Annotated in this window: 11 protein-coding genes; 6 read left to right on the forward strand and 5 right to left on the reverse strand. The window is 57.5% G+C overall.

The annotated features are described in order from the left end of the window. Positions 1-113 precede the first annotated feature (113 nt). Together ALP8811_RS05660 and bcp are read right to left on the reverse strand one after the other, a co-directional pair. The gene (locus tag ALP8811_RS05660) at positions 114-986 is read right to left on the reverse strand and encodes a ferritin-like domain-containing protein (RefSeq protein ID WP_245924576.1); all 873 of its coding nucleotides are present in this window, start codon (positions 984-986) and stop codon (positions 114-116) included. Then, positions 983-1,468: a thioredoxin-dependent thiol peroxidase gene (bcp, locus tag ALP8811_RS05665; protein WP_245924577.1), complete on the reverse strand. Its 486-nt coding sequence runs from the start codon at positions 1,466-1,468 to the stop codon at positions 983-985. Before bcp ends, ALP8811_RS05660 begins: the two co-directional genes overlap by 4 nt. Positions 1,469-2,151: 683 nt before the next feature. Between bcp and ALP8811_RS05670 the strand changes: the two genes are divergently transcribed. From ALP8811_RS05670 to lpdA, 5 genes are all read left to right on the forward strand, one after another. Further along, on the forward strand, positions 2,152-5,385 hold the full coding sequence (locus tag ALP8811_RS05670; RefSeq protein ID WP_181363694.1) for an AsmA-like C-terminal region-containing protein: 3,234 nt from the start codon (positions 2,152-2,154) through the stop codon (positions 5,383-5,385). Positions 5,386-5,421: 36 nt separating this feature from the next. Beyond that, complete coding sequence (gene queA, locus ALP8811_RS05675; RefSeq protein WP_108857452.1) at positions 5,422-6,495, forward strand: tRNA preQ1(34) S-adenosylmethionine ribosyltransferase-isomerase QueA; 1,074 nt, start codon at positions 5,422-5,424, stop codon at positions 6,493-6,495. Positions 6,496-6,587: 92 nt separating this feature from the next. After that, positions 6,588-7,853 carry an MFS transporter gene (locus tag ALP8811_RS05680; protein WP_108856176.1) on the forward strand — a complete coding sequence of 422 codons (1,266 nt, stop codon included), beginning with the start codon at positions 6,588-6,590 and terminating at the stop codon, positions 7,851-7,853. A gap of 51 nt (positions 7,854-7,904) precedes the next feature. Continuing rightward, the gene (locus tag ALP8811_RS05685; protein WP_108856177.1) at positions 7,905-8,489 is read left to right on the forward strand and encodes a DUF924 family protein; all 585 of its coding nucleotides are present in this window, start codon (positions 7,905-7,907) and stop codon (positions 8,487-8,489) included. 111 nt (positions 8,490-8,600) lie between these two features. Beyond that, positions 8,601-9,995: a dihydrolipoyl dehydrogenase gene (gene lpdA, locus ALP8811_RS05690; RefSeq protein WP_108856178.1), complete on the forward strand. Its 1,395-nt coding sequence runs from the start codon at positions 8,601-8,603 to the stop codon at positions 9,993-9,995. Positions 9,996-10,056: 61 nt separating this feature from the next. On the opposite strand, the gene ALP8811_RS05695 is transcribed toward lpdA, so the two are convergent. The 3 genes from ALP8811_RS05695 to ALP8811_RS05705 form a co-directional block, all read right to left on the reverse strand. Beyond that, positions 10,057-10,488, reverse strand: coding sequence for an SRPBCC family protein (locus ALP8811_RS05695; RefSeq protein WP_108856179.1), 432 nt, complete (start codon positions 10,486-10,488; stop codon positions 10,057-10,059). Next, positions 10,481-10,822, reverse strand: coding sequence for an ArsR/SmtB family transcription factor (locus ALP8811_RS05700; protein ID WP_108856180.1), 342 nt, complete (start codon positions 10,820-10,822; stop codon positions 10,481-10,483). Before ALP8811_RS05700 ends, ALP8811_RS05695 begins: the two co-directional genes overlap by 8 nt. A gap of 119 nt (positions 10,823-10,941) precedes the next feature. After that, positions 10,942-11,295 (reverse strand): rhodanese-like domain-containing protein, encoded by a 354-nt coding sequence (locus ALP8811_RS05705; protein ID WP_108856181.1) that lies wholly within the window; start codon positions 11,293-11,295, stop codon positions 10,942-10,944. A gap of 211 nt (positions 11,296-11,506) precedes the next feature. Here ALP8811_RS05705 and uvrA point away from each other — a divergent pair, with 211 nt between their 5' ends. Further along, on the forward strand, positions 11,507-14,362 hold the full coding sequence (uvrA, locus tag ALP8811_RS05710; protein ID WP_108856182.1) for an excinuclease ABC subunit UvrA: 2,856 nt from the start codon (positions 11,507-11,509) through the stop codon (positions 14,360-14,362). The last annotated feature ends 6 nt before the right edge of the window (positions 14,363-14,368 follow it).

Here is a 14,368-nt window from a genome sequence, read left to right on the forward strand (position 1 = left end):
TTCTGCCGATCTATGGCAAATTGCCAGCATTCGTGGGGTCAGGAAAACCTGCCTAGCGATACTTGGCGCCCATATCCGGCTAAATATTCTATTATTGCGGGAATTTTTGCGCTCTAACCCGGTGTCCCGCGCTGACGGTCCGGCGTTTCATCTGCCAGCGGCCAATAGAAGTCCGGCGGCAAGCCGGCCTCGGCCCGTTTTTCTTCGTTGAACGGCGGTTTCAAAGCACCGTGGAAATACTGGCGTACAAGCGCATGAAATGTGTCTTTCGGGTCCAGCTCGTGACGCCCGCAGAGAAAATGGAACCATTTGGACCCATAGGCGACGTGTCCAACTTCCTCGGCATAGATCACCTCCAGCGCGGCGACGGTGTCGGTCAGGCCAGCCTTCTTGAAAATATCGATCATGCCGGGTGTCACATCCAGCCCACGCGCTTCCAGTACCATTGGCACCACAGCCAGACGGCCCAATATGTCACTTGCCGTGTCTTCGGCAGCACGCCACATGCCTGCATGCGCAGCCAACGCGCCATAGTGACTGTCCAACGCCTCAAGGCAGTCGCTTACCAGATTGAAATGCTTAGCTTCTTCGTCAGCGGCCTTCACCCAGTCATCATAGAATCCCAACGGCATTGGCGTGTCGGTGAATCGCGCGATGATGTCCCAATGCAAGTCGACTGCGTTCAACTCGATATGCGCGACGGCATGCAGAAGCGCGATTTGACCGGGGCGCGACCCGGGGCGCCGGCGGGGCACATCTCGGGGGTTTTTCAGCTCGGGTTTTTCGGGGCGCGCCGGAAAATCAGGAGGCGTGGCTTGCCCAATCACAGCAGAGCGATCCTGAAGCGGAGACGTGATCCGACCTGCGTCGCGCGCGGCGACCCATTCAGCGGCATATCGGCGAGCCAACGCAGTTTTCTCGCGACCGTCGGCGGTACGCAGTACGTCATCCGCCATCTGCGCCAATGGCTTGGACAGACCGGTCATGCGTTGCCTGCCAGATCGCGCGCAGCTTCCAGCACCGTCTGGGCGTGGTCTTTCACTTTCACTTTTTCCCAAACCTGCGCGATGCGGCCATCCGCCCCGATCAGAAAGGTGGTGCGCGTAATGCCCATATAGGTGCGGCCATAGTTCTTTTTCTCGCCCCAGGTCCCGTAGCGTTCGCAGACGTCACCTTCGGCATCGGACAAAAGCGAGATACCAAGTGCGTGTTTTGCGCGAAAGTTCTCATGCTTTTTCAAGCTGTCTTTCGACACACCCAGCACCTGTACGCCGAGCGCCTGAAATTCAGAACGCAGGGCCGTGAAGTCTAGTGCTTCAGTGGTACAGCCGGGTGTGTTGTCCTTGGGATAGAAGAAAAGAACGACCGGACTTCCCGCCAGTTCCGACAGGGTGATGGGTGCTCCTCCATCCTGCGGAAGGGTGAAATCTGGCGCGACGTCGCCAATTGCAGGCATGGATTGGGTCATGTTTCTGGAATTCCTTCCGTTAAGCCGTTAGTGCCTCGGCAGGATCTACGCCGGGCGATACCGGGATCCATGCCAACGCGATGCGCTTGCGGGAATCTGCCGATCAGAGCGAGAAAACCGGGCATTTGCCCATATTCAGGTCTTTCGTCGCCCCGTTATTTTGGGCAGAATGATCGAAAATACAGGGGGCTGCAAGAGCCGGTCCGACAGGCAAAATGACCAGTGACAATTCGCCAGAAGATGACCTGCCTGGCGCACCACTTGAAGGTGGTGCGAAAGGGGTGGTGTCACAGGACCCTGGTACCCCTGACGAATTATCCATCGAGCAAGCTGAAGCTGCGGTGCTTGCCGCAAGCGCGCGCAGGTTGCCACTGCGTGGTTTGCTGGAACAAGCATTCCTGCGAATCCGAACGCCGCGTCGAACCCGAAATCTACTTAAACGAGAGAGCGAAGAGTCCGCTGCCAGAAAGTCGGGTTCTCCAAGCCTGGGCAGATCCGAGCAGGCGGGGTCAAAGGCTGCCAGCCTCGACGTTGCCCCGTCCCGTGATGCTTCCGAAGTGGAAACATCAGAGGCGGTACCGTCCCTTGCAGCGCCGACACGCAAGTCGCCCCGCAAGCTAAGACGCCGAACGGGGGTTTGGACGGTGTTGTCGTTCGGCACTTTGATCCTGTTCTTAGTGCTGGTGTCCATGTCTGTATCTGGTCAGGTTATTTCGATGCCCGACTGGGTGGCGCGCAAGGTGGAAGAGCGGCTGAATGCGCAATCTGATGCGGTCGGCCTGTCGCTTTCGCGTATCGAGCTTGGGGTTGCTGGAAACGGCCGACCCCGGCTGCGCTTGGTTGATCTGGGTGTGCGCGATGAAACCGGGTTGGAGATTGGGCGCCTGAATGCGGTCGAAGGCTCGGTTTTCGTCGGGCCAGTTCTGGCGGGGCGGTTTGAGCCTGCGACGCTCGAATTGTCGGGCGCACAGATCACGGTGCGCCGGCAAGCTGACGGTGCATTCGCGCTCAGTTTCGGGCAAGGCGTCGGGACAAGCGGCGACTTCGCGAGCGTTCTTGACGGCATTGATCAGGTTTTCGCTGACGGCGCATTATCCCACACCGATGAAATCCGAGCAGACGCTTTGACCATCACGCTTGAAGATGCGCGAACTGGGCGGATTTGGCAGGTGACGGATGGATCCCTTGTCATCACTCAAGATACCGAACATGTCAGCATGGCGGTGTCCTTTGACGTCTTCAATCAAACCGAAACCCTCGCCGAGACTGTGTTCGAGTTTCGCAGTGCGAAAAACTCGTCAGCGGCCGAGTTTACAGCGCGTTTCAAGAATGCGCTTTCCGCTGACATCGCAGCGCAGACACCACTTTTGGCCTTCCTTGGGATCGTGGATGCCCCGATCTCGGGCGAGTTGTTGACCATGGTGGACGACGAAGGGTCGATTTCGGATTTGGCAGGGTATTTGGAATTTGGCGCTGGCGTGATTTCGCCGGATGCCGGGGCCAAGCCCGTGCGCTTCAACGGCGGTCGTGTTGAAATCGACTATGACCCCGAACGGGAGCGTATGGATTTTTCAGAGATGTCTCTGTCGTCGGATTGGGTTCAGGTCAATGCTGCCGGACACGCATATCTTCGCGGTTGGACAGGCGGTTGGCCGACTGAGATGATTGGGCAAATCCAACTGTCGGACGCCGAGATCAACCCATCCGAGCTGTTTGAGGAAACCGTCCTGCTGGGGCAGGGTGGAGCGGATTTCCGAATGCGTCTGGATCCGTTCGAAGTGACCATCGGGCAGGCCTATGTTACACACGAAGATCGTCAAATCGCGGCTGCGGGGCGGATATCTGCTGACAGCAGCGGGTGGTCGCTGGGCTTCGATAGCCACGCGGAAAATATCACGCCTGAACAGGTTATCGCGCTGTGGCCCGAGGCGCGCAGCGCGCGGGTGCGTGACTGGATTCGCAAGAATGTAGTAGGTGGCCAGTTTAATGATGTTTCGATTGCATGGCGTAAACAGGGCGATGCGCCAGCGCTGTTGAACCTTTCGGCCTCGTATCAGGATATGCAGATACGCGCTGTGAATGACATGCAGCCCATTGAGTATTCGGATGGACGATTGGTGATCGAAGGACGCCGTCTTTCTGTTGTGGCGGATCGGGGTGTCGTACGCCCGCGCGATCCGGAGGGGCGGATTGTTGGCGTTCTGGATGTGGCTGGCACATCATTTGTAATTCCGAAGTTGGGCAAGCCTCGACCGAAGGATGCTGATCTAAGCCTTCCGGCACCACCGGTGCCAGCCGAAGTCGGTCTTTCCGTCTCTGGCCCAATGCCAGCTGCGCTTCATTTGCTAAATGCCAAGCCTTTCCAAGTGTTTCGGGGAAGCGAAGGGAAGTTGGGGCCGGATTTGGCCACGGGGCGTGCGACAGTACGTGGGCGTATTGATATTCAGATACAGCCCAAGCCACCCCGCGGATCAGTGCGTTATGATCTTGTAGCGGATCTTCAGAAAGTCGAAAGCTCCAAGGTCGTACCCGGCCACATATTGAAACTGCCCAATGCAACGCTGCGCTTTGATCATGCAGCACTACGCCTTGAAGGGCGGGGAACCCTGTCAGGTTTGCCGGTCTCGGGCGTTTGGGAGCTTCCTTTTACTGCGGGCAAAGCTGCCGACGGATCGACGGTCGCAGGGGCGTTCCCACTGAATGCCAAGATGCTTGAGGTCTTTAAGGTCGGTCTGCCCGCAGGCACGGTACAAGGTGAGGGACGCGGTAAATACAAGATCGTGCTGGCCAAAGATCTCGCTCCGCGATTGACCCTTGAAGGGGACTTGAACGGGGTAGGTTTGTCGATTCCGCCTCTGGGGTGGTCCAAACCAAAAAGTACAGATGGACAGATCACACTGACTGCAGACCTTGGTGAAGCACCTCGAATTGATCAGATTGCGCTGACCGCTCCGGGCCTTTCGGCGGCGGGGCAGATAAACCTGAGCTCGGAAGGCGGTTTGGAAACGGCCGTGTTTGACAGGGTGAAGCTGGGGGGATGGCTGGACGCTCAGGTGACGCTGACCGGGCGCGGAGAAGGTGTGCCAGTTGCGGTAACGGTAAATGGCGGCACGATTGACATGCGCGGAGCAACACTCGGGGCGACGAGCGGTGGCGGTACATCTCAGGGTGAGGTCCCCATCAACCTGAAGCTAGACCGGCTGACGATTTCAGAAGGAATTGTGCTGACGCCGTTTGAGGCTGAACTGACCAGCGGTGCCGAGGGGCTGACCGGGCGGTTCGAGGGGCGTGTATCCGGAAAGCCCCGTATCCGGGGTGTCGCGGCCCCTCAGCCGAACGGCACCGCCTTTCGCATCAAGGCACGCAATGCGGGGGGCGTGATGCGTGAAGCAGGTTTGTTCAAGTCCGCGAAGGGTGGCAAGATGGAGCTGGTTTTGACGCCGGCTGGGGGCAAGGGTGTCTATGAAGGCAGCTTGACCATCACCGAAAATATCGACGTCCACGATGCGCCAGCCATGGCCGAACTTCTGTCCGCGATCTCGGTGATCGGGCTTTTGCAGCAACTGGGCGGGAAAGGTATCCCATTTACCGATGTGGATGCCCGGTTCCGTTTGGATCCCGAGAAGGTCACAATCTACGAAAGTGCCGCCTCGGGTCATTCGATGGGAATCTCGATGGACGGCTATTACTACCTCGGGACAGAGCAGATGCAGATGCAGGGGGTGATCTCGCCTTTCTATGTCGTGAATTCGGCGGGCCGCATATTTGCCCGTAAAGGGGAAGGGCTCGTCGGGTTCAACTATCAGATGGGGGGAACGGCGACATCCCCAGAGGTCTCGGTCAATCCTCTGTCGGTATTTACGCCGGGCTTCTTCCGCGATATTTTCCGACGCGATCCGCCGCCGCGCCCCCAATGATTGACCTTTCCCCAGATCGGACCTATGTGCGCGGCCATGAAACTAAGTGATTTTGACTTTGATCTGCCCGAAGATCTTATTGCGACGCGCCCCGCGCGGCCACGCACAGCCAGCCGCCTGTTGGTTGCCACACCTGATAACCTGACCGACGCCCATGTCGGGGGATTGACCGACTGGCTGCGTCCGGGGGATCGGCTGATCCTGAACGACACCAAGGTTATTCCGGGCCGTTTGTTCGGCACGCGCACCCGTCCGGGGCAAGCTCCGGGTGAAGGCGTCGCCAGTATCGAGGTCACTCTTTTGTCTCCGGATGGGCAAGGTCAATGGCATGCCATGGCAAAGCCACTACGCAAGTTGAAAGAAGGCGACGTGATCGCGTTCTCGGATGCGCTGAGCGCCGAATTTTTGGGACGTGACGACGAACAGGCAGTATTGCGCTTCAATCTTGAAGGTGACGCTTTCGACGCCGCGATTGCCGAGGCAGGCAAGATGCCACTGCCGCCTTACATCGCCGCCAAACGTGCGGCGGATGCACAGGACAACGAAGACTATCAGACCGTCTTTGCCCGCAATACCGGCGCCGTTGCCGCGCCCACGGCGTCGCTGCATTTTGATACGGACCTTCTGTCCCGGATTACAGCGATGGGCGTCGACCTGACCCATGTCACGCTGCACGTGGGGGCGGGCACCTTTCTGCCGGTAAAGGTTGATGATGTCTCGAAGCACAAAATGCATGCCGAATGGGGCGAGGTCAGCCAAAGCGCGGCGGATGAGATCAATGCGACCATTGCTGCGGGCGGTCGTGTCATCCCGGTTGGCACCACCGCGCTGCGCTTGATTGAAAGCGCGGCGACGGCGAAGGGGCAGATCGCTCCGTGGACCGGCGAGACCGACATTTTCATCACGCCGGGATTTGAATTCTCGATCGCAGATGGTTTGATGACCAATTTCCATCTGCCGAAGTCCACGCTGATGATGCTGGTGTCTGCCTTGATGGGGACCCAGCGGATGCGCGATGTCTATTCCCATGCCATCGCGCAGAAATACCGCTTCTTTTCCTACGGTGACAGTTCGCTTCTGCTGCCGCAAGGAGCCAACATTGGCGCGTAAAAGCCGGAACACGACCCTGCAAGGTCGCGAAAAAGCGATTTCCGAAAGAACCCTTCGTCTACACTGAACCTCTTGGATTGGCGGAGGGTCTCATGCTTCAAGTTCTGGCAAGCTCTTGGGCGCTTTTGTTGGGCGTCATGCTTTTAATGGTCGGCAACGGCGTGCAGGGCACGTTGTTGGGCATTCGTGGTGGGCTTGAAGGGTTCTCGACCTTCGAGCTGTCCCTGGTCATGTCCGGCTATTTCGCGGGCTTTCTGTTCGGATCGCGTATGGCTCCGATAATGATCCGCCGGGTCGGGCATGTGCGGGTCTTTGCGGCCCTTGGGTCGTTCATCTCGGCCGTGTTGATCCTATACCCGGCGATGACCAATCCGATCGCCTGGACGCTTCTGCGCGTCGTGGTCGGCTTCTGTTTCTCGGGCGTTTATGTCACGGCGGAAAGCTGGCTGAACAATGCGGCGGACAACGAAAACCGCGGCAAAGCCCTGTCACTGTACATGTTCGTTCAGATGGTGGGCATCATTGCCGCACAGGGTTTGCTGGTGATCGGTGACCCGCAAGACTTCATCTTGTTCATCATTCCCTCGGTGCTGGTGTCGATTGCGTTTGCCCCGATCCTTCTGTCGATCAACCCCACACCCGCTTTTGAAACAACCAAAGGTCTGAGCCTGCGCGAGCTTTACACAATCTCGCCATTGGGCTGCGTTGGCTTTTTTATCCTTGGTGGTGTGTTTGCCGCGCAGTTCGGGATGGCATCGGTCTTTGGCCAGCAGGCCGGGCTGAGTGTCGCGCAGATCTCGGGTTTTGTCTCGACCTTCTATATTGGTGGGTTGGTGCTTCAGTATCCGATCGGCTGGATTTCGGACCGGATGGATCGCCGCATCGTTATTCTGACCGTCACGGCCGTGGCTGCCGGGGCAGGGTTCCTACCGGTGTTCATATCGTCAGACTTTTCGGTGCTTTTGGTCGCGGCGTTTATGATGGGGGGGATGACCAATCCTCTCTATGCGCTACTTCTGGCCTATGTGAATGACTTCCTTGAACCGGATGACATGCCAGCGGCATCGGCCGGCCTGATCTTCATCAACGGGATCGGAGCGATTGCCGGGCCGATCATCTCGGGGTGGGTGATGGGCGTTGTGGGACCGAGTGGGTTCTGGTCGTACATGGCCGTGCTACTTCTGGCCCTTCTGGCCTATGGCCTGTGGCGCTCGACACAGCGCTCGGCGCCTGCACCTTCAGATACGGGTGCATTTATGACCATGGCACCTGCGACGTCTCCGGTTGCCGTGGACATGGCGCAAGAGTTCTGGGCGGACGAAGCAGAAGCAAGCGAAGAGGACGAGAGCGGATCGTAGGGCTTGCAGTGTCCTCCCTCCCCGTTAGGGTAAACAGGGAGGGAGGACACTATGACTACAGCACAGGATATCATTCGGTTCTGGGTCGATGATACCGGCCCCGAGGGCTGGTATAACGGCACTGAAGAACTCGACAGCACGATCCGCGACAAGTTTCTCCTACATTGGGAAGCCGCGCGCGCCGGTGAACTTGACCACTGGCAGGACAGCGCAGAAGGTGCTCTTGGCTTTCTGATCCTGACCGATCAGTTCCCGCGCAACATGTTTCGCGGCGATGCGCGGTCCTTCGCGACGGATGCGGCCGCCTTGGCCTGTGCGGAGCGTTCTATCGGCAATGGGCTGGATTTGCAGGTCGACCTGCCCACGCGACAATTCTTTTATATGCCCTTCATGCACAGCGAAGAGATGGCAATGCAGGACCGCTGCATTGAGTTGATGCAAGATCGCATGTCTGATCCGCGTGGGGAAGGAGACACGCTTCACGCCCGCGTACACCGCGAGATCATTCGTCGATTCAGAAGGTTTCCCTATCGCAATCAGGTACTTGGGCGTGAAAGCAGTGAGGAGGAAGCTGATTTTATCAGCAATGGCGGCTATGGCCACATCCTTCATGAACTGCAAGATGAACAGGGTTAGGGAAAGGTTTTCCGGGTTTCGCTGAGCGAATAGCAGGGTTTCGCTGAGGTAATTGATCCGTTGAACAAAATAGTTTAATGCCAAACTATCTTGGATGAGGAGGAGCCACCGATGGCTGGAAAGAGTTTTGATACGATCGTGATCGGCGCAGGGCCGGGCGGTTACGTAGCAGCCATTCGTGCGGCTCAGTTGGGTCAGAAAGTGGCCATCGTCGAACGCGAGCATCTGGGCGGTATCTGCCTGAACTGGGGCTGTATCCCGACCAAAGCGCTGTTGCGCTCGGCCGAGGTGTTCCACCTGATGCACCGGGCCAAGGAATTTGGCCTGTCTGCAGACAAGATCAACTATGATCTGCCCGCCATCGTGAAACGCTCACGAGGGGTTGCGGCGCAGCTTTCGGGTGGCATCGGTCACCTGATGAAGAAAAACAAGGTCACAGTCGTGATGGGCGAGGCAACGATCCCCGCCAAGGGCAAAGTCTCGGTCAAAACCGAGAAGGGCACCGAAGAGCTGACTGCGAAGAACATCGTTCTGGCAACCGGTGCGCGTGCCCGCGAACTTCCCGGGCTGGAAGCCGATGGTGATCTGGTCTGGACCTATCGCCACGCCCTGAACCCGCCGCGGATGCCGAAGAAGCTTCTGGTTATCGGCTCGGGCGCGATCGGTATTGAATTTGCGAGCTTCTTCAACACCTTGGGTGCTGATACCACCGTGGTCGAAGTGATGGACCGCGTGCTGCCCGTCGAAGACGCCGAGATCTCGGCCTTCGCCAAAAAGTCCTTTGTGAAGCAAGGCATGAAGATCATGGAGAAAGCCATGGTCAAGCAGCTGGATCGCGCAAAAGGCAAGGTTACGGCGCATATTGAGGTCGGCGGCAAGGTCGAGAAGCAGGAATTCGACACCGTGATCTCTGCCGTCGGCATCGTCGGCAACGTGGAAGGTCTGGGACTGGAAGCGCTTGGCGTGAAGATCGACCGCACCCACGTCGTAACCGACGCCCATTGCCGCACTGGTGTGGACGGCCTTTATGCCATTGGTGATATCGCCGGCGCGCCGTGGCTTGCCCACAAAGCCAGCCATGAAGGCGTCATGGTGGCCGAACTGATCGCCGGTCTGCACGCCCATCCTGTCAAACCGGAAAGCATCCCCGGCTGTACCTATTGTCACCCGCAGGTGGCCTCGGTCGGCCTGTCGGAAGCCAAGGCGAAAGAACAGGGTTATGACATCAAGGTCGGCCGCTTCCCCTTCATTGGGAACGGTAAGGCCATCGCCATGGGTGATCCCGAGGGCATGATCAAAACCATCTTTGATGCCAAGACCGGCGAGCTTCTGGGCGCCCACATGGTCGGACCGGAAGTCACCGAGATGATCCAAGGGTACGTGGTCGGCAAGGCGCTGGAAACCACGGAAGAAGAGCTGATGCACACGGTCTTCCCGCACCCAACGATCTCGGAAAGCATGCATGAAGCTGTGTTGGACGCCTATGACCGCGTCATCCACATGTAAGCTTTTGGAAAATTAGTATAAAAGGCCGGGTCAATTGCCCGGCCTTTTGCGTTTGCGCGGGTCAGGCCGTGACCTCAAGTCCTGCGAGCGCGTCCAGAATGCGCGTCCAGCCACCGGTGTGGTCATCGCGGCTTTGTTCGGACGGGAAGCGGACATGGCGTAGGGTCAGATCGGTGCCGCCATCCTTTGGTGCGAAATTCAGCGTGACGATCGAGTCTTCTGCACTGTTATGCGATACCCAGGTGAAGGCCAGCTGATTGGCGCGATCAATCACGCGGTATTCGCCAGTATGGGGCAGGTCGCCTGCCTCGGGCACACGCATCATGATCAGAAACTGACCGCCCACGGTGGCGTCCACTTTGGCCTCAGGGATGGTCACGCCAGGGCCGGGCACCATGAATTTTGCCAGCATCTTCGGGTCCAGCCACGCATCGAACACGCGTTCTGGCGGGTGCGGGATATGGCGGGTGATTTCAAGGGAAAGTTCAGTCATTGTCGTCCTCCTTCAAGGCAGCTTCAAGGGCGTCCAGGCGCAGCGCCCAGATCGACCGGAGTTCGTTAAACCATTGATCAACAAGTGAAAGCGGCTCCATATGTACCTCAATCAGATGCTCGCGCCATTCGGTGCGACGCGTGACCAGCCCTGCGGCTTCCAGCACTTTGATGTGCTTCGAGACCGAGTTCAGGCTGATGTCGAAACGCGCAGAAATATCCGTGATCCTGAGGGGGCCTTCCTGCGCAAGCAGAGTCAGGATGGCCCGTCGCGTGGGATCGGCGGCAGCTTTCAAAACCGCGGCAAGGCGGTCGTTGTCTTGTCGTTCAACCATATGGGTGAATAACATGCTGCGGCAGTTCAGTCAACCTTTAGGGTGAATGATGTTTTGGGCAAAGAAAAACCGCGCAGGCAAGGCCGACGCGGTTTTTAGTTCTGTATAGGGCAGGGACGTTAGCGGGTGATCTCTCCGCCAGCTTGATGCCAGTGGCCAAGGCCTCCGATGTTATACACCTCGTCGAAGCCCAAGCGTTTCAATACCTGTGCGCCCTGTGCTGATCGCGCGCCAGAAGCGCAATAAAGGGCGAAGGGTTTCGACGAATCGATGTCCTTGTTGAAGTCAGGGCCTTTGGGGTCGCATTGAAACGGCATTACGGACAAGGGCACCACAACTGCCCCTTTGGCTTTGCCGGTCATCTGTACTTCGCCATGGTCGCGCACGTCGATCAGGTTGATCTCGCCTGCAGTGACTTTTGCAACTGCCTCGCGCGGGTCCATTTTTGCGCCGCCCATCATGAAACCAAACATATCTTGCTCCTATTTCGCGTTCGCGTCTTGCAAAGGGATATAGAGAACGATCCAGACAGATCAACTCTTTCGTTATTAAATATTCAAAAAAATGAATGTAAAGTCAATCCTGTCAGTGGACGACAGCATGTTCCCGCAATGTTCTAACTTTTCGATTGTCTCGCCGCGACCTTTGCCCTAACCGTTAATCAAGTATGAATTGGGGGTCGGAATGGCCGAGTTGAAAGAAATACAGGTCCGCGGCGCGCGCGAGCATAATCTGAAATCTATTGACGTGGACATACCGCGTGACAAGCTTGTGGTGATCACCGGCCTGTCCGGTTCGGGCAAGTCGTCGTTGGCGTTCGATACGATCTATGCAGAAGGGCAGCGGCGTTATGTAGAAAGCCTGTCGGCCTATGCGCGCCAGTTCCTTGATATGATGGAGAAACCTGACGTGGATCACATCGCGGGTCTGTCGCCTGCGATCTCGATCGAGCAGAAGACCACGTCGAAAAACCCACGTTCTACCGTCGGCACCGTGACCGAGATCTACGACTATCTACGCCTGCTTTTTGCCCGCGCAGGGACGCCCTATTCACCCGCCACCGGTCTGCCCATCGAGGCGCAGCAGGTGCAGGATATGGTGGACCGCGTGATGCAGATGGAAGAAGGGACCCGTGCCTATCTGCTTGCCCCCATCGTGCGTGATCGGAAGGGCGAATATCGTAAAGAATTTCAAGAACTTCAGAAGAAGGGCTTCCAGCGCGTCAAAGTGAATGGCGAGATGTACGAGCTGGACCAGCCGCCGACGCTCGACAAGAAATACCGCCACAATATCGACGTTGTGGTGGATCGTATTGTCGTGCGCGATGGGATGGAGCAGCGCCTTGCCGACAGTTTCCGCACTGCATTGGATCTGGCCGACGGAATTGCCCTTTTCGAGACCGCCCCGAAAGAGGGCGATCCAGAGATCATAACCTTCTCTGAAAACTTCGCCTGTCCGGAAAGCGGCTTCACGATCCCCGAGATCGAACCACGCCTTTTCTCGTTCAACGCGCCCTTTGGCGCCTGCCCTGACTGCGACGGTTTGGGGAAAGAGCTGTTCTTTGATGAACGCCTTGTGGTGCCGGATGCAACGCTGAAAGTCTATGATGGGGCACTGGCCCCGTGGCGAAAGGGCAAGTCGCCTTATTTCCTGCAAACGATTGAATCGATTGCTAAACATTACGAGTTCGACAAGAACACCCCATGGAAAGATCTGCCTGCCCATGTGCAGCAGGTGTTCCTGTATGGGTCGGGCGAGGACGAGATCAAGTTCCGCTTTGACGAGGGCGGGCGCGTCTATGAGGTCACGCGCGCCTTCGAGGGTGTCATCCCCAACATGGAGCGGCGCTATCGTGAAACGGATTCGAATTGGATCCGCGAGGAATTTGAGCGGTATCAGAACAATCGCTCCTGTGGTGCTTGTGGCGGGTATCGTCTGCGTGACGAGGCGTTGGCGGTCAAAATTGGGTCGGGCGACAAGCTGCTTCATGTGGGGCAGGTGGTCGAGATGTCGATCCGCGAGGCCTTGGCCTGGGTCGAAGATGCTCCCAATCATCTGAGTGCTCAGAAGAACGAAATTGCACGCGCCATTCTTAAGGAAATTCGCGAGCGTCTGGGGTTCTTGAACAATGTTGGGCTGGAGTATCTGTCTCTCAGCCGAAATTCTGGCACGCTTTCCGGTGGTGAAAGCCAGCGGATCCGCTTGGCAAGCCAGATCGGTTCGGGCCTAACGGGCGTGCTCTACGTGCTGGATGAGCCTTCAATTGGTTTGCACCAACGCGACAATGACCGCCTGTTGATTACACTCAAGAACCTACGCGATCAGGGCAACACCGTGATTGTGGTCGAGCATGATGAAGAAGCCATTCGCGAGGCTGATTTCGTCTTGGATATCGGCCCCGGAGCAGGGGTGCACGGCGGCGAGATCATCGCGCAAGGCACGCCCAAGGACATCATCGAAAACGAAAATTCGATTACCGGACAATATCTTAACGGCACACGCGAGATTGCTGTGCCGCCCAAGCGGCGTAAGGGTAACGGCAAGAAGATCACCGTGAAAAAGGCCACGGGTAACAATTTGCAGAACGTGACCGCCGATTTTCCATTGGGCAAGTTCGTCTGTGTGACCGGCGTGTCGGGCGGGGGGAAATCCACGCTGACGATTGAGACGCTGTTCAAAACGGCCTCGATGCGTCTGAATGGTGCGCGCCAGACGCCGGCGCCCTGTGAAACCATCAAAGGGCTCGAGCATCTGGACAAGGTGATCGATATCGACCAACGCCCCATCGGGCGTACACCGCGATCGAACCCGGCGACCTATACCGGCGCTTTCACACCCATTCGCGAGTGGTTCGCGGGCCTTCCCGAAGCCAAGACCCGTGGCTATAAGCCCGGCCGCTTCAGTTTCAACGTGAAGGGTGGTCGCTGCGAGGCCTGTCAGGGCGATGGCGTCATCAAGATCGAGATGCACTTCCTGCCCGACGTTTATGTGCAGTGTGAAACTTGCAAAGGCGCACGCTATAACCGGGAAACGCTCGAGGTGCAGTTCAAGGGCAAATCCATCGCGGATGTGCTGGATATGACGGTCGAGGACGCGCAAAAGTTCTTCCAAGCAGTGCCGACCATCCGCGACAAGATGGATGCGCTGATGCGTGTCGGTCTGGGCTATATCAAGGTCGGCCAGCAAGCGACGACCCTGTCTGGCGGCGAGGCGCAGCGCGTGAAGCTTTCCAAAGAACTGTCGAAACGGTCGACTGGGCGAACGCTCTATATCCTCGATGAACCCACGACGGGTCTGCATTTCGAGGATGTGCGCAAACTGTTGGAAGTGCTGCATGAATTGGTGGATCAGGGGAATACGGTCGTGGTGATCGAACACAATTTGGACGTTGTGAAGACCGCCGACTACATCATCGATATCGGGCCGGAAGGTGGCGATGGCGGCGGTAAAATTGTCGCCAAAGGCACGCCAGAGCAAGTTGTGCAGGTCGCAGAAAGCCACACCGGTCGCTATCTGAAGGACCTGCTGTACAAAACATGATACATT

Source organism: Aliiroseovarius pelagivivens, assembly GCF_900302485.1.
Classification (GTDB): Bacteria; Pseudomonadota; Alphaproteobacteria; order Rhodobacterales; family Rhodobacteraceae; genus Aliiroseovarius; species Aliiroseovarius pelagivivens.